Raw genomic sequence first — 17,036 nt, 5'->3', positions numbered from 1 at the left:
TCCTTTCGTGGGTTATTCACCTCTTAACTCCGTATATTCATAGCCTTCCACAGCTCAGATACAACCAAATTTCCAGCACTCTTTTTCTTGTAAAGTTCTGTTGCAAAGGGATCACTATACGTCTCAAAGCTGTTCTCAACCACTTCATATAGAGAAGCCAACAGCTCCTCTGTATACCCCGCGCCTTCAAGCATAACTTCAGCTCTGGTTAACCGCTGCGGCCGCCCAGAGCCCCCACCTGCTGCGATACGAACCTCGCGGAAACGATGTTCCTCATCGATCGAAGCTGAGATTGCTACCGTTACAAGTGAAGGAGTGAAAGCTTCCCTGCGGCCAACCTTGCGAAAAATTTCAAGTCTATCTGTTAATGGATTCTCTCGGCGAGCAGGTGATATGCGAAGCTCAGCCACTAGATCTGCCGCAGGTTTCATCCCACTCCAGTGATTGTTTAGCCACTCTGTCAACGGTAGTGTCGTCATAAATTTACCGTCAAAGGAGATCAACTCAGCGTCATATACCAGTAACGCGGGTAGAATATCACCGAAGCCAGAAGCGATATTGCCACCAAGCGTGGCTAGATAACGCACTGATGGAGCCGCTATGCAACGTGCGGCCTCTTGCAGCGCTGGAGCCACTGCCTGCACAAGCTCATTGCTTCGGCACTGTGAAAGTGGGACAAGAGCGCCAAGAGATAAGTGGAACTCCGTCAAAGTGATATCCGCGAGATCTGGGATTTGCCTGAGATCAATCAACTGCTTCGGCATAAGCGCCGTTCCGCTTTCCCACCCTGTTCTCAGCAGTGTCCCTCCCGCGACATATTGGGCACTTTCTCCAAGTGCTGTCTTTCTCTCCCAAGCTTCGTGCAGGCTGCGGGCTTGAATTACATCAGGTAACCTTCCTTCCTCTTCCCGTAAGACCCCCATACACTCCGCCTCCTTTTTGAGTACCAGATTGCTGATGCCTCCTCATGCAGCTTGCCTTAAAACCTTTGTTCCCGAATATAAGGCACTCCGAGCGCCTCCGGTGTGCCGGATGGTTTGTTGCGGTTGCGGTACCCCAGGTACATCAGGACTAGAATGGTCACAAGGTACGGAATCATTTTGAGAAAATAGGGCGGGACTGCACTGCCCAGCAATTGAATACGGAAGCCAAGCGAATCCAATGCCCCAAAAAAGTAGGCGCAGAACAAGGCACGCAGCGGATTCCATCTGGCAAAAATCACTAGCCCTATCGCAATCCAGCCTCGGCCGGCTGTAAGCCCTTCATTCCAGGTTGGCGCGTAAGCTAATACCATATCCGCTCCGGCCAGACCGATGAGGGCAGCCCCAACGATTACATAGCTATAACGGATAAGCTGTACACGAATCCCCATCACATCAGCGGTAGCCGGACTGTCTCCGACTGCCCGCAAATGCAGGCCCCATGAAGTGCGGTGAATTAGCAGGTGCAGAGCAAGCACTAGCAGTAGGCTGAACCAGGTCAGGTAGTCCATATTGCCGAATATTTTTCCGAGGAACGGTACATTTTCCAGCCAAGCCAGGTGCAGCTTAGGGGAGGTTCCCGGCAAAGGAATGCCGCTGATCGGTTTGCCTAGATAAGCGCTCAACCCACTGCCGAACAGGGTCATCGCAAGACCGGACATGGTTTGATTCGCCCGCAGAGTCACACAGAGAAAAGAATGCAGCAATCCAAGCACAGCCGTTACAGCTACGGTAGCCAGCAGAGCCAGCAGCAGGTTTCCGGAGCGAATATACACGATACAAGTGGTGACTGCTCCCATCAGCATTAATCCTTCAGCTCCAAGCTGGATAATGCCGGCTCGTTCATTTAGAATGCCTCCCAGCGTAGCCAGCAGCAGCGGAGTCCCTGCGGAAATAGCGGCAATAAGTAGCTGTGTTGTAAAATCCATTGCCTATCTCCCCCCTTTCATCTGAACCCCGCTACGGCGAATGCGGAAACGATAGATCATATCACCAGCAATCAGGAAAAACAGGATAGAGCCCTGCAGCATTTCTGATATCGATGAGGGCAGCCCGATAGTTTGAACACTATATCCGCCAACAATTAGGCCACCGAATAGAATAGAAGTAACAATTAGACCGAGTGGATTCAATTTAGCCAGCCAAGCCACAATAATAGCGGTATACCCATATCCTGGAGAGATGCCCTGCATCAGCTTATGTGTAACACCTGAGACCTCAGCCATTCCAGCGATACCCGCGAGCCCCCCACTAATCAGCATGACGATAATAATATGGCGCTTGATAGGAATCCCCGCGTATCTGGCTGCAACAGGATTGGCCCCAATCAGACGGAGCTCGTAGCCCCACTTGGTGAAACGAATCATGAAGTAATAAATCACAACGGCGATAAGTCCAAATAACAGTCCGATATGAAGTCTTGTACTTCCGAGAACAGGCAGCGACTGAGCCGCAGTAAACATTGGCGATCCGGGGAAATTAAACCCTTTAGGATCTTTCCAGGGTCCGAATACCACGTAATCGAGCGCCAATAGGGCAACATAATTCAGCATTAATGAAGTGATAAGTTCATTTACTCCAAAATGCGTCCGGGGGATAGCGGTCAGCAATCCCCAAAGCGCTCCCGCCGCAATGCCAAATAGCAGCATTAAGGATAAAGACCAGAATGAAGATAAATCAGGAAAATAAATCGTGACCGCGGTAGCCGCCATAGCACCAACGGTCAGCTGACCTTCCGCTCCAATATTCCATACGGAAATGCGGTAAGCTACCGCAATCCCAAGCCCACACAGGAGTAAGGGGATCGCCTTAACCATCGTTTCTGTAAGGCCATACGTAGTGCCAAATGCACCACGGAACATTTTCTCGTAGACCAGTACCGGATTCATCCCATTTGCTGCGATAAATAAGGCACACAGCAATAACGCTAGAATGATAGATACAATAGGAGTCCACCAAGGAGAACGGACGCGGCTGGCATCATATTCCACACGTAGAGAGAACCGTTTGCCGGAGTGAGTTGGGATAGGTTCAAGTACAGCTGCTGCGGTATTTCTTCCATTCTCCAGGCTCATACGGCGCTCTCCTCTCTGTTATGAATACCAGCCATCAATAAACCAATGCGCTCCCGATTCGCTTCCCCATGTGTACTTTCACCAATAATGGAGCCGTTGTAGATTACTAGAATCCGGTCAGACAACTGAAGCAATTCATCTAAATCCTCCGAAATTAACAGCACGCCACTACCTGAACCACGCAGCTCCATAAGAAGGTCGTGAACACCAGCCGTAGCACCTACATCCAGCCCTTGCGTTGGATGAACAGCGACCATCAGCTTCGGCCGATGGCTGATCTCACGTGCAAACAGCAGCTTCTGCTGATTACCACCTGACAATTGCTGAACTGGTGTATCCAGCTCAGGTGTTTTGACGTTAAAGCGCTGGACCAGCTCCTCTGACCACGAACGGTTCTTCGCAGACTTCAGGAAACCGAATTTGGAGTGCTCCTCTGAGCGGTAAGACTTAAACAAAAGATTATCCACCGATCCGAGGCGTCCTGCTAAACCGCTCTTCATCCGATTCTCCGGCACGTGGGAGATTCCTGAATCAATTGCCCCTCTAACCGAAGCCGATTTCACCGTCTTTCCATCAAACGTGATTTCACCACTTTTCCAGCCTCTAAGACCTGTTAACACTTCAGCTAGTTCCTTTTGCCCGTTGCCAGCTACCCCAGCTACGCCTACAATCTCCCCTTTACATACGTTCAGTGAGAAGTGATCCAATGCTTTTCGCCCGTGATCGGCAAATACGTCCACATCTTTCACTTCTAATAAAGAATCCCCTTCAAAGGCTTCCCGCTCTTGACGGGTGATGGTTATTTCCTTGCCCACCATCAGACGAGCCAGCTCTAACTCATCTGTATCTGCCGTAGTCAGCGTGGTGATCATTTTTCCTTTGCGCATGACGGAAATCCGATCGGAGGACGCCATAACCTCTTTCATTTTATGAGTCGTCATAATGACCGTCTTTCCTGCCTGCTTCATGACCCGCAGTGTTTCAAATAGCTGTTCCACCTCTCCCGGGGTCAGTACAGAGGTTGGTTCATCCAGAATAATAATGTCAGCCCCGCGATACAGCGTCTTAACGATTTCAACACGCTGCTGCTCACCCACGGACAACTGCCAGATCGGGCGATCCACCGGGAAATTCAGTCCAAACCTTTTCGCTAATGCCTCGATCTCCTTGTGTTTGTTCTTCATCCACTTACGGCCGCGCCAGAAAGACGACTTTTCGCCAAGCACGATATTTTCTGCTGCTGTGAGGCTTTGCACCAGCCTAAAGTTCTGAAACACCATACCTACACCTAGCTGCGCAGCATCTTTAGGAGAACGGATCTGAGCACCTTTCCCATGAATGAAGATTTCTCCTTCGTCTGCTCTATACACCCCTGACAGCATGCTCATCACCGTACTTTTACCTGCCCCATTCTCACCAAGCAGCGCATGAATCTCACCCGCATTTGCCGAAAAGTCGACTTGATCACTGGCGGTTACCGAGCCGAATTTTTTCACAATCCCCCGCATTTCAACTGAAGTTCCCCGCATGGCCTGTGCCCCTCCTTCCTTCAAGTTGTAGTACGGGTGGGGAAGTATCCGCTTAACGGAACCCGCCCCACCCATAGATTGTGCACATTTTATTCAGTATTTTTTATTATTATTGTGGGATGGTTCCTTCCACACCTTTTACGAGCCAGTTCATGCCCAGCACTTCCTCCAAGGTCAGCTTCTGACCCTCCTGAACCTTCACATTCCCTTGATTATCTGAGATCGGACCTGTGAAAACCTCAAGCTCACCGCTGATAATTTTGGCTTTGGCGTCTTCGACAAGCTTTTTCACATCCTCTGGAATCTTGTTCCCGAAAGGAGCCAACTCCACCATACCGTCAGCCATATCACCGGAATATTGCTCGCTCTTCCATGTTCCATCTATAACTGCCTGCACAGCCTTTACGTAATAAGGACCCCAGTTCCATACTGGATTCGTTAAATAATTATCCGGGGCGTATTTGCTCATATCCGAGTCATTTCCCCCGGCAAAAGCGCCCCGTTCAGCAGCAGCCTGCAGTGTAGCAGGGGAATCCTGATAAGCCAAAAGCACATCCGCCCCTTTATCCAGCAAACTGATTGCCGCTTGGCGTTCAGTCGTCGGGTCATACCATGTATTCGTCCAAACCACATTCACTTTCACATCCGGATTGACACTTTGTGCGCCAAGGGTATATGCATTCAAGTTATAAATTACTTCACTGATCGGAAAAGCACCGACATAACCCAGCTGATTGTTTTTGGTCATTTTTCCAGCCGCAATACCGCTCAAATAACTGGCTTGATAATTCTTCCCGAAGTAGGTCCCCATGTTCTCTGCGGTTTTATAACCAGAAGCATGCATGAACTTCACATTGGGAAATTTGCCTGCTACATTCAAAGTAAAATCCATATATCCGAAGCTCGTTGTAAACACGATGTCGTGTGATTGCGCAAGTTCTGTAATGATTCGTTCCGCATCGGCACTTTCAGGAACATTTTCTACAAAGTCAGCTTTAATTCCAAGCTCCTTCTCCAGATACAGCCGCCCTTGATCATGTTGATACGTATAGCCGCCATCCCCTGGAGGACCGATATACACAAAAGCAACCGTCGGTTTCTTTGCAGCCGGTTCTGTTGTTGCAGTTGCATCTGTTGCCGCTGTAGTTGTCGCTGGTGCCTCCGTTGCATTTGTAGAAGTATTATTGCTGCCACACCCCACCAAAGCCACCGTCATCAGAACTATTAATGCAAGACAAGATGTTATGAACTGACCCCTTTTTATCATAATTCTCCTCCTCCAAATCATCTCTCATCATGGCTGCAACCATTAATGTACTTCTACTATACTTAGAGGTGGTCTTTGCGTAAATTTATATAACATACGTTTGTGTTAGATGATAAGAATTAGAGCTTTTTTTGTGTGGTATGCACTAACTGGTTTTTCAAAGGTGAGATCCGTGTCATATTATATGACTAAAGGCGAAAAAAGAACACTTACTCAGATCACTTTTCGATTACATTTCTATTTTTCGTTCCTCAGTATCCATTGCTCCTGAATCTCACCAAAATCCTCTTCTGTATCTGCATCCATGAAATAGTGGGTGGATTCAGACTCCAGAACGATTCCCTTATAATCAGGCGAACGCAAAATCGCTGCCGCTCCGCGATCCCCATCCAATCCCTGTAGTACTGGAAACAACGTCTTCGAAAATAAAGCCGGTGGCATAGCTGACCCATTGCTGACACTAGCCACATAATCCATGTCCGGTGATTGTTCAAACGTTTGTATTAAACGATTCACTAATGCCGTAGTAATAAATGGCTGATCCGCAAGCGCCACAACTACTGCATCGGGCTGCAAAGGCAATACCGCATTAAGACCGCAGCGCAGTGAAAAAGACAATCCTAGATGTGCGGTTAAGCAAGTTTCGGTACGTCTGGATCCTTGCGGTTCAATCGCGGGTGGCAGCCATTCCAAGTTGTCATCCGCACGCACTACCACGATTAGCGGTTCTAGATTGCAACGATCCAATTCACTAAGCGCGACGCTCCCGAGTGAGACCTCCTGCGACAATTTCAGTGAAACCTTGGACACGCCCATCCGCCTGCTCTGCCCCGCTGCCAAATATATTCCTGCTACCTTCAATACTCTCCACTCCTTTGGGCAGTTCTCGTGAGCCCGCCCTTCTAATTTGAATAATTTCAGCTATAATACTGACCGCAATTTCCTCCGGACCTTCTCCACCAATGGGCAACCCTACAGGCGCATGCAAAGATGCAGGAGCCTCAAGCTCTTCCAGTAAAAGAGATATCCGCACCTTCGACCCGATAATCCCTATATATAAAGGAGCAAGCGGAATCACACTCTCCAGGAACTGTCTATCCCTCCCAAGCTGATGACTGCAAATCAATACATAATCCTCCTGAGCTACGCCCAATCGCTGAACAACCTCCATAGGGGAACAAATTACCTGTTCAGCTCGAGGAAACTTATTGTGCAAGCTTCCTTCGCGCCAATCCGCAACCGCAACCCGAAAGCCAACGTTGTCGGCAAGCTCCGCAATCGGAACCACATCACGCCCCCCGCCAAAAATCACAAGCCGCGGTTTGGGCACGAAAGACGTATGGAATGCTGTCAATTCTGCTGGAGCGGCCATAAAGTGACCTGTCGCTAGGTTTTCTTTTGCCGAGGGGGATAATTTTAGACGGTTCTTGTTCTGCGATAGCGAAGTATCCGGCTCCAGCTTATAGGCAAAACCTTTCTCCACTGCTTCGCGGAACAGAACTAGATTCTCTCCCCTAGCCAATCTGTCACTCACCTGCACTAAAAGCTTGTAGAGCTCACCCTGCACGGGTTCAAGCACCACTTTAATTTTGCCCCCACACCCGACAGTTTCACCCCAGGACAAATCATCCGGAGACAACATATTGTATTCCACAATTTCGGGCAGCCCTCGTTCCCATATTCCAGAGGTACGTAGCTGCAGATCGCTTTCCAGACAACCTGGACTCAGACTTCCAATCGTGCCCCCTTCAAAAAACAGCATCACTGCCCCGGGTTTACGATACGAATGCCCCTCCACTTCTATCAACGTCGCCAGCACCGCAGGTGCCTTATGGGTTTGAATATGCATTGCGATCTCATGTGTATTCACGAGGTTCCCCTCCTCCGTGTTTGCATTTCAACCCAGTCCTTAGTCCCGCCCAAGCATTCTCCGAAACATGAACACTAGCTTCAGCCTCATTAGATCATTTATTTTTTTAAAATCGACGTCCAGGAGCTCACTAAGCTTCTCGATTCGGTAGGTAGCCGTGTTCCGATGAATAAACAGCTTTTTGGCTGTCTCATTGACATGCCCATCGTTCTCTAGATAAACTTCCAGCGTCCGCAGCATTTCTCGTACATACTCCGGCTCACGGCTAAGCAGTCCTCTAAGCGTTCCGTTGCAATATTTCTCCATGACCTCTGTCGGGATTTGCCCAAGAAGCAAGGAAAGCTCAAGCTGCCGATAATGTACAACATTCCCATGCACTCCCTCAAACTGAAGCATCCCCATACATTCCTTCACCTCCGCAAAAGCCTCCTTCAGCCCATCCGGCTTCACTTTATAACTACTTATCGCAGCTCGTGGATAATCCCCCTTGTCAAACTTCAGGTTGTCAAAACAAGCCTGAATTACATCCCGAAATTGCTCAGGACTCTGAAGTGTTGCCGGATAGATGGACAATAATCCTTGGTCTACAATCACATGAATGGCCGTTGATTCCCGCAATACGGGGTGTTCAGTGTATTCTTCTTTTAATCTAAGCAGCTCACTTTGGCGGTCTTCAACAGTCGCAACAATATCAGTTAATACCAGTTGAAATGGCGACTGAAGCAGTTCAATTTCCAATTCGAGCGTAGCCTGTGCTAAATCAGCGTAAGATAAGTTACCATTTAGACAACGTCTCAGCAATCCACTGAATTCCCTATGTTCTGCCTGTTCAAAATAATCCTCGTATCCTGAATGAATATGATAAGAAATAAGTTCAGCGCCCTGAACGAACAAGCTCTCTTCCACCGGGAGCAATAAAGGGTCGATGGAACAATACAATAAATAGCCCGAACACTTTTCTCCTTGCATTAGTGGTGTTCGATAACCCGTACGAGCTTCTACACGAAAACGTTGATTACGCTTCTGCCAAGGCCAACCCTCCAGCAGCTGTGACGTCTGATATTCAGAATTGTTATAAATTACATCCCCGCGTGCGCTAACCACTACAAGTGAATGGCCAATCACTTCAGACACCGAGTCAAACAGTGGACGGCTGCGGACAGATCGCAGGGCAAATTGCATCAGCTTTTTCTGCTTCTCCATTATGCCCTGCAAAACATGAGTACTCCGGCTAAGCTCGGCGCGAAACAGGCCATTCATTTGATCCGAAAAAGTGAACTGGAACGGCAATTGGATTAAGGGGAAGCTAAGGTTCTCCGCTTCTGCGATTAGCTTCTCCGGTACTTCATCCCAAAATCGTCCCAGCTTAATACCCAAGGCCGACGAGCCCCTTCGATTCAGTGTCTGCAGCAAAGCAGAGGCATCCTCCAGATTATCCTTGATTAAATAGGCTGTCGTTAGCAGCATCTCGCCTTCTTTGATCCAATCCGAAATATCAGGTGCGTCCATCACATTAATCGATTTCACAATTCGATGTTTCCCCTTGGACCCCGCGATAAGCTTCGCCTCGGACAAAGGATAAATGGACAACGCTTCTTCAACCGTAAGATGCATGCCATCCCTCCTTTTTAGGATCAATAGAACCATTTCTGATTTATAATGTTATTTTATGTAACATTATAATTAAAATGAACCTCCTTGGATAGAGTAAAATTAAAATTTAATGATAATTATGTTAGTTAATATTACATTAAATTAATGTATCTGATGAATCATTAAACTTTAGTTCACATCACTTGTGTTAGAGGTATAATTAGATCGGACAACATTAGGATGGATTTGGAGGGGATCTTTTGAGTAAAAAGCAAGTGTTTACGGGTTCACCCTGGGAGTCGGTGGTTGGATATTCTCGCGCCATCCGAATCGGCAATCGTATCGAAGTCGCAGGAACAACAGCCATGCAAGACGGGGAAGTAGTGGGTGTAGGAGATCCATACGCGCAGACGAAATTCATTCTACATACCATCGAAAAAGCGCTAAACCAGCTAGATGCTGATTTGTCGCATGTAATTAGAACAAGAATGTTCGTGACAGACATCTCACGCTGGGAAGAAGTCGGCAAAGCACACGGCGAATTCTTCAAAGATATTCAGCCTGTAGCAACCATGGTAGAGGTAAAGGCGCTTATTGATCCACTATTGTTAGTAGAAATAGAAGTCGAAGCATTCGTAGAATAGAGCTCGGACGGGGCATGGCACCTTCTTCACGGAAGGTGCTTTGTTTGCGTGTTCAGAGTGAAACGCGAGCGTGTCATAGCTGACCTTTGTGGCGTGGGGCATTTTTGCCCTTCTTCCCCGCAATATGAGCCAATTTTTCGAATTCTACGGGATTTATACCGTTATTTTCAGCTATATGAGCCGATTTCGCGCATTCTACGGGACTTATACCGTTATTTTGAGCTATATGAGCCGATTTCACACATTTTACGGGATTTATACCGTTATTTTTCTTCACATGGAGGAGTTTACTGAAACGCTGGTCTTAAGCCAACTTTTGAGCGCTGAATTTATCTTTTACTCTAACACACCATTATTGAACCTACTTCATCACATTGAGATCATTTTTTAAAAACCAATTTCACCTATCATCTCAAAACCCATCAGGTCCCGTCATCTCAAGGTCGCCGCCATACCTCCTTCACCCATGAGAGTAACCGAAGATCCTGCCCATGTCCGGCGATAACCGACAATCCCAGCGGCAGTCCATTTGTAGAGAGCATAGGTAATGTTACCTGAGGAAGACCTGCCAGTCCGGCTATGCAACTCAACATCATCGCTCCACTACGGTTCTCTTCCAATTGACGCAACCCCCCTCCACGCAGTGGAGCAGGACCAGGTACTGTTGGAATCACAAGACAATTATCTTCTCCTAGCAATCCGCGCAATTGAGCAGAAATCTCCGCTCGTTTATTCAGAGCGATACTGTGGTCCTTGTCAGCTAAACTGGCAGCCCAAGAGAACCGTGCTGCAATATCTGGCCCAAAGAATGGTTTTACCTTTTCAATCCAGGCGCAATGGGTTGTCCAGATTTCATTACCCTGTAATTCTCGAAAAACATCCATCCAGACCTTCAATCCTTCTGGAGCTATTTCAGTTTTGAGGAAATGATCAGCACCAGTCCGCAAGCAGTTCAATCCATCCGCTAGAATACTCACATCCTTTGGAACGACCAATTCCCAACAGTCCGTAGCGACAAATAAAGTTCCCATTTTCTTTTGTGAATTATCCCCTTTATCCTTTCTCGAATTATATTCCACATTATTTCCTTTGCTCTTTAGTATCTCATCCTCTATGTTCTTTTGAGTATTATTCTCCAATTCTTCCTCTATATTTTTTTCCCCAACGTTCTCTATATTCAATTCTAAATTTCCTTCTATACTTATCGTTATTTTTTCATCCATGCGCCCAATTCCAAGTAAAACCTCCCCAACCTTCTGGAGCACATCCATACGGTCAGCCATCCAGCCTACTGTATCAAATTGCGGTGATAACGGGATCACGCCTTTCAGATCCACCACACCATGTGTCGGTCGAAAGCCATATACTCCGCAATACGCAGAAGGGACTCGAATAGAACCACCCGTATCTGTTCCGAGAGCAAAATCAACACTACCAGAAGCTACGGCTACTGCCGATCCACTAGAAGAACCGCCCGGGATACAACCTGCGGCACGGGGATTTATCGGCGTTCCATAATGATGGTTCTCACCACCCAGACTGTACATCAGCTCATCCGTATGAGTCGCCCCTCGAAGCGTCGCTCCCGACTGGAGAAGCCGGCGAACTACTGCCGCATGTTCTGTAGAGGGATTGTGGCTCCGTAACCAATCTGGATTACCTGCAGAAGGGCTGTGCCCTGCTATCGCATACACATCTTTTACAGCAAAGGTCATTCCGTCCAATATCCCATTCCCTAACCGTCCGACTGTTAGCTCAGAATCTATGAACGCACCATACCGATTATCCAGAATCATAGCTCCACCCTCACCTCACCGTTCCTTCTAAGATCTTAATCAACCGGTCATCCGTCATTTCTATTAAGAACCTATCGCTCCGTTAAACTAGGATTTTCCCATTTGCCTTTCCGAGAATCGTCTCACGATATCTTTCCTACCAAATAACGGAAGGAGCAATTCGGGGGATTTGGAGAGAGCATCTCACCCTACCAACCTATCGCCGCGCCATCGCAGCGCGGGTCCGTCCCCCCACTACGATATCCATTGTCATCTATGGAGATCGCGTGGGCATGACCCACGATCCCGTCGTATGCGTCCACTTTCCGGACAATATGACCAGCCGCCTCTAAATCAGACAGCACCTCATCTGCTACCCGGCCCTCCACCTTCATTTCCTGCGTAGGCTCACCCCACGTTCTCCCCCATACAAAACGCGGTTCACTTACAGCCGTTTGCGGATTCATCCCATAATGCAGCATCCTTGTAAGTAGCAACGTTTGAGTTTGCGGCTGACCTTCACCACCTTGCGTACCATATAGGATCACAGGTTTACCCTCTCGGCAGGCCATGGCTGGCATCAGTGTGTGGAAGCTGCGCTTATGCGGTTCAAGCGTATTGATATGGTTCGGATCAAGCGAGAAAAACGAACCCCGATTCTGAAGCAGAATCCCGGTATTCCCAGCCACCACACCGGAGCCAAACTCAAAATACAGACTCTGAATAAAAGAGACCGCATTCCCCTCTTCATCCACAACCGCAGCATATGCGGTATCACTACCGATAGGCTGACTTGTCAGCTGCGCTGCTTTTTGTATCGAGATCGTAGAGGCTAGTTGTCCTGCATAGTTCTTATCCAGCAGCTGCGCCAAAGGAATAGCACTAAAATCCGGATCTGTAAGCACTCTATCCCGATCACGAAAACTCAGCTTCAGCGCCTCAACAAGCAGGTGATAATAATCATATGAGCCATGCTCGATTTCTCCGAAATTAAAATGCTCCAATATATTAAGACTCATCAGCCCCGTAAACCCTTGAGAATTTGGCGGCACTTGATACACCCTATGCCCATGATATTCCGTATAAATCGGCTCGACCCAATCCCCCTGATGATCCGCAAAGTCATCCCGAGTGAGATAACCCCCGGCTGCCAGCATATAATCACAAATATCTTCTGCAATCTTCCCCTTATAAAAAGCGTCCCGTCCACCCGCAGCCAACGTCTTCAGGGTTGCCGCCAGTTGTGTCTGCTGAAATCTCGATCCAGCAGATACAACCACTCTGCCCGGCATATATATCGCGGATGCCTCCGCTGACAACGCTGCTCCAGCAAGCAGCGTATTATTCCGCTGGTCCGGCGACAGCGGAAACCCACTCTGAGCATAGCCGATGGCTGGCTCCAGCACCTCTGCCAGCGTTAAACGGCCATACTTGCTGAGCATGGCATCCCAGCTATCCACCATCCCCGGCACGGTGATGGCACTGCGGATCCCCCGCCTCGGGATAGCTCCCTCCCCGGCAAAGCAACTTCTGCGGACTCCATAACCCGATCGTCCGCTTCCGTTATACGCCCGAACACGCGCCTCTTGCGCGCTATAAGTCAACCAAAACGAATCCCCACCAAGCCCCGTCATATGCGGGTAGACTACAGCGAGCGTAGCACTGACCGCCACTGCCGCATCAAAGGCATTTCCTCCTCTTTCCAAAATGCGCGCACCCGCAGCCGAAGCTAAATAATGAGGGCTGACGACCATTGTTTTGGTGCCTATTACAGGTTTCTCCGCCATATTCCCCATCTCCCTATAAACTTTTCACTCATTTAACGTCATTTAACATCACATAAAAATCCCCTGTCAATCGATTACACTAACCCGCAAAATTAACATCTTTTTTTTGTGATCCATGCACAAAGATTAGCTAATTGCTAGTCGACCACGTAGCTTCACACATATGAATTGTATAGAATGGGCTCTAAAAACAAGGGGAGATCTCACATGATATCCATCCATAAAGATTATGTACAAATAGCTATCGCCATGTTCAGAACTGGGATTGTCGGCTATGGCGGAGGACCTTCGGTAATTCCATTCATCCGGCATAATGCGGCAGCTCGCTACACTTGGCTAAGTGATGACGAATTCGGGGAGACATTGGCGATTGCAAAGGCACTACCAGGGCCTATTGCCACCAAGATGGCGGCTTATCTCGGGTATAAACTTCGAGGAGTTAGGGGGGGCTATACTGTCAGTTCCGGCACATATTTTACCTAGCTGCCTGGTCATAATCATACTGTTATCAGCTGTGAATTATTTAAGTAGCTCAAGGGTAGTAGCTGGAAAGCGCTCATTGCAGTAATCGCATTCTGGGCTATCAAGCGGCTTAAGGTACATCCTGCCTTAGTCATCTTAGCCGCTTTTACGTATGGGGATCTTGTACTCCGCTACACTGTCTAACTGAACTATTTTAAAATATATTGTGACAATACCGCCTGCACCTCATAAATATTCACAGATTTATTAAAGGTCTTCTTGAGTGGCACAGTGCTGCTGGAAATATAGATACATAGCTCCGCATCCAGATCAAAGTGCCCTGCCGTCTCTACGGAATAATGCGAGATGCTTTTGTACGGGATGGAATGATAATCCGTCTTTTTGCCCGTCAGTCCCTGTTTATCCACTAGAATCAGTCGTTTGTCTGTAAAAATAAACATATCTCTAATCAGCTTGTAGGCTCGTTCAATTTTCTCTTGAGGGGCAAGAATTTGTGCATATTCCCGCTGTACCTCCGCAAGATTTACTTGTGATGCATTACCCATCAACCCGTCAAAAATCGCCATATAACATCCCCTTTTCATCTGTTATTTTTAGTGGCTTGTCTCCTCCCACATAGAACCATAATATTCAACGATTCATATTCTATGCAGTGTATATTTCGCATTGCCATCTTTTTACTTGCTAAATTTCCGATTATTGTTTACACTGTCATTAAATTTGTTATGAAAGGGGTGTGGAAGGAATGGATCACAATTGGACCAATAGTGTTATGAGTCGGCTACCTAAAGCGATAGCTGGCATTGCTCATGTAAATGGCGATAACGGGAGAAGTCTGTCCATTTCCATGAATTTAATAACACTACACAATTGTGAAATGCCTTTCCTGCCATCACCCGGACGGATCAGTTAACCGGAGAATGATAAGGCCGTGGGGAAATTTCCCTACGGTCTTTTTTTATGGTTTTTTTGCAGAATTCCAGTTTCGATTTAGGGTTCTGGCGGTGCAAAGGGCATTCTTAAAGGAGAATATATATGATTATTCAATGCCAAAATGTTCAAAAGTACCACGGTGCACAGCTCGTACTAAATAGCATCACCTTCGATATCCGCCAAGGAGAAAAAATCGGTCTCATCGGCCGCAATGGTTGTGGTAAAACTACGCTTTTCCATTTACTTAATGGCGAAGAGCGCCCCGATCAAGGGCAAATCTCCATTCGCAAAGGTAGTGTAGTAGGAATGCTGGCTCAAATTCAAGAGGTTGCCGAGAAAGAAACCGTATATGAAGTTCTACAGCGTAGCTTTGCTGAACCTTTGCAATGGCAACAACGCCTGCGAGAGCTGGAGCTTGAAATGTCCACCTTCAATACCGGGACAGATGAAACACTATGGAATCGGCTGCTGAAAGAATACGGTAGCCTTCAGGATAAATTTGAGACCGCAGGAGGCTACGAAATTGAATCCACAATTCAGCGAGTGGCCACTGGTTTAGGAATCGACGCTGGGCAATATAGCCGACTCTTCTCCACTCTTTCTGGCGGCGAGAAAACTAAAGTCGGACTGGCAGAGCTGCTGCTGCGTAGACCCGATGTACTCCTACTCGATGAGCCAACCAATCATCTGGACATGAACGCCATCGAGTGGTTAGAGCAGTACTTACAGAGCTATGACGGTACAGTGCTAGCCATTTCCCATGATCGTTATTTCCTCGATGCTGTAGTCAAGAAAGTGATCGAGATTGAGGATGGCGAGGCTTTTACCTTCCATACCAACTACAGCGGCTATCAGGTAGAGAAGGAAACACGTCTGCTTCAACAATTCGCTGATTACCAAGAGCAGCAGAAAAAAATAAAACAAATGCAGGAAAGCATCAAACGTCTCATCGAATTTGGCAATCGCGGGACGCCTCCTAACCCTGCTTTTTACCGGAGAGCTGCCTCCATGCAAAAAGCTCTGGATCGCATGGTGAAGCTTAAACGTCCTATTCTGGAGCGCAAGTCGATGGATTTGCAGCTACAGCAAAATGATCGTTCCGGCAATCAAGTTGTCATTCTGGAGGATGTCGGTAAAGCATATGGAGAGCGGAGCCTTTTTACAGACGCAAATGAAGTCCTTCGCTATGGAGAAACTACGGCGCTTATTGGTGGTAACGGGGCAGGAAAAAGTACACTATTAAGAATTATTTTAGGTCAGCAAACGCCAGATACTGGAAATTGTACACTGGGTTCAAGAGCCGTTGTCGGTTATCTCGCGCAAGAGGCCGTCCCTGAAAACAACAAACAATCTGTACTCCGTTACTTCCGTGAAGAAGCCGGACTAGAAGAGGGCGAAGCTCGCGGACAGCTCGCGCGTTTCCTATTCTATGGTGCCGATGTATTCAAAGACATCACGAATTTATCCGGAGGGGAATGGACCCGCCTGCGTTTCGCTGTGCTGATGCATCGTAAACCGAACCTGCTGATTCTGGATGAACCAACGAATCATCTAGATATTGACTCCCGCGAGGCGCTGGAGGAAGCTTTAGAGGAATTCCCAGGTACAGTACTGGCCGTATCCCATGACCGCTACTTCATTAATCGTCTGTTCCATAAGCTCTGGTCCATTGAAAGTGGACGATTTGGAGTTTTCAACGGCAACTATGAGTATTACAAGGAAAAACAAGCTGAGAAGGCATCAGCATCAGCAGCATCAGCCTCTGTTCCCGATCAACCTAAACCTTCCTCTTCAGAAGGAATAACTTCATCACGCTCCGGTAAGCCTCAATCTAGCGGTTCAGTGAATGTTACTACAGCTAACTCGTCCAGTTCCCGCAAGAAGAGCGTCCACTTCGACTGGGAGAAGGCTATTGCAGAGGTCGAGGAACAGCTTGAGGAAATTGATGTAAAAATGCTAGATCCACAGATTAGTAGCAATGCGGCAGAGCTTGCGGAGCTACTAAAAGAACGCGATATAATGCAAGAGCAACTAGATGAGCTTTATGCGGGTTGGATGGAAACTGCGGGACATTAACGATCATTAAACGAGGAGATAGGG

At 47.7% G+C, this 17,036-nt stretch carries 14 protein-coding genes and 1 pseudogene; 4 read left to right on the top strand and 11 right to left on the bottom strand.

Translation table 11 applies throughout. The features are described 5' to 3' along the window. Window positions 1-23: 23 nt before the first annotated feature. From MHB64_RS06740 to MHB64_RS06705, 8 genes are all read right to left on the bottom strand, one after another. Entirely contained in the window at window positions 24-923 is a 900-nt protein-coding gene (locus MHB64_RS06740; RefSeq protein WP_341133997.1) for an FAD binding domain-containing protein, read from the bottom strand. Window positions 924-979: 56 nt separating this feature from the next. Then, window positions 980-1,909: an ABC transporter permease gene (locus tag MHB64_RS06735; protein ID WP_341133996.1), complete on the bottom strand. Its 930-nt coding sequence runs from the start codon at window positions 1,907-1,909 to the stop codon at window positions 980-982. A gap of 3 nt (window positions 1,910-1,912) precedes the next feature. Further along, window positions 1,913-3,055, bottom strand: a complete 1,143-nt coding sequence (locus MHB64_RS06730; RefSeq protein WP_280787522.1) for an ABC transporter permease — start codon at window positions 3,053-3,055, stop codon at window positions 1,913-1,915. Next, complete coding sequence (locus tag MHB64_RS06725; protein WP_341133995.1) at window positions 3,052-4,584, bottom strand: ABC transporter ATP-binding protein; 1,533 nt, start codon at window positions 4,582-4,584, stop codon at window positions 3,052-3,054. Before MHB64_RS06725 ends, MHB64_RS06730 begins: the two co-directional genes overlap by 4 nt. A gap of 109 nt (window positions 4,585-4,693) precedes the next feature. Next, on the bottom strand, window positions 4,694-5,851 hold the full coding sequence (locus MHB64_RS06720) for a BMP family ABC transporter substrate-binding protein (RefSeq protein WP_094877427.1): 1,158 nt from the start codon (window positions 5,849-5,851) through the stop codon (window positions 4,694-4,696). Window positions 5,852-6,088: 237 nt separating this feature from the next. Further along, a complete protein-coding gene (locus tag MHB64_RS06715; RefSeq protein WP_179283703.1) occupies window positions 6,089-6,661 on the bottom strand; it encodes an NTP transferase domain-containing protein in 573 nt (190 codons plus the stop codon). Continuing rightward, window positions 6,603-7,721: an XdhC family protein gene (locus MHB64_RS06710; protein WP_341133994.1), complete on the bottom strand. Its 1,119-nt coding sequence runs from the start codon at window positions 7,719-7,721 to the stop codon at window positions 6,603-6,605. The genes MHB64_RS06715 and MHB64_RS06710 overlap by 59 nt, the downstream gene beginning before the upstream one ends. Before the next feature lie 39 nt (window positions 7,722-7,760). After that, entirely contained in the window at window positions 7,761-9,335 is a 1,575-nt protein-coding gene (locus MHB64_RS06705; RefSeq protein WP_094871267.1) for a PucR family transcriptional regulator, read from the bottom strand. Window positions 9,336-9,574: 239 nt separating this feature from the next. Here MHB64_RS06705 and MHB64_RS06700 point away from each other — a divergent pair, with 239 nt between their 5' ends. Then, window positions 9,575-9,958 carry a RidA family protein gene (locus MHB64_RS06700; protein ID WP_094871269.1) on the top strand — a complete coding sequence of 128 codons (384 nt, stop codon included), beginning with the start codon at window positions 9,575-9,577 and terminating at the stop codon, window positions 9,956-9,958. A gap of 437 nt (window positions 9,959-10,395) precedes the next feature. Here the strand turns inward: MHB64_RS06700 and MHB64_RS06695 are convergent, their stop codons facing one another. Then, a complete protein-coding gene (locus tag MHB64_RS06695) occupies window positions 10,396-11,754 on the bottom strand; it encodes an amidase family protein (protein WP_445671600.1) in 1,359 nt (452 codons plus the stop codon). Between the two features lie 188 nt (window positions 11,755-11,942). Next, window positions 11,943-13,520, bottom strand: a complete 1,578-nt coding sequence (ggt, locus tag MHB64_RS06690) for a gamma-glutamyltransferase (RefSeq protein WP_341133993.1) — start codon at window positions 13,518-13,520, stop codon at window positions 11,943-11,945. A 207-nt stretch (window positions 13,521-13,727) separates the two neighbouring features. Here ggt and MHB64_RS06685 point away from each other — a divergent pair. Beyond that, a pseudogene (locus tag MHB64_RS06685) lies at window positions 13,728-14,070 on the top strand (chromate transporter); the annotation flags it as partial. A 121-nt stretch (window positions 14,071-14,191) separates the two neighbouring features. Here the strand turns inward: MHB64_RS06685 and MHB64_RS06680 are convergent. Continuing rightward, window positions 14,192-14,569, bottom strand: coding sequence for a PH domain-containing protein (locus tag MHB64_RS06680; protein WP_076298221.1), 378 nt, complete (start codon window positions 14,567-14,569; stop codon window positions 14,192-14,194). A gap of 179 nt (window positions 14,570-14,748) precedes the next feature. Between MHB64_RS06680 and MHB64_RS06675 the strand changes: the two genes are divergently transcribed. Together MHB64_RS06675 and MHB64_RS06670 are read left to right on the top strand one after the other, a co-directional pair. Then, complete coding sequence (locus tag MHB64_RS06675) at window positions 14,749-14,916, top strand: hypothetical protein (protein ID WP_156114741.1); 168 nt, start codon at window positions 14,749-14,751, stop codon at window positions 14,914-14,916. Between the two features lie 122 nt (window positions 14,917-15,038). Then, complete coding sequence (locus MHB64_RS06670; protein WP_341133992.1) at window positions 15,039-17,012, top strand: ABC-F family ATP-binding cassette domain-containing protein; 1,974 nt, start codon at window positions 15,039-15,041, stop codon at window positions 17,010-17,012. Window positions 17,013-17,036 lie beyond the last annotated feature (24 nt).

Source organism: Paenibacillus sp. FSL K6-2859, from assembly GCF_038008265.1.
Taxonomy (GTDB): Bacteria; Bacillota; Bacilli; order Paenibacillales; family Paenibacillaceae; genus Paenibacillus_AQ; species Paenibacillus_AQ nitricinens.
The sequence above is the reverse complement of the archived record's forward strand: the minus strand, read 5'-3'. Positions and strand labels throughout refer to the sequence as shown.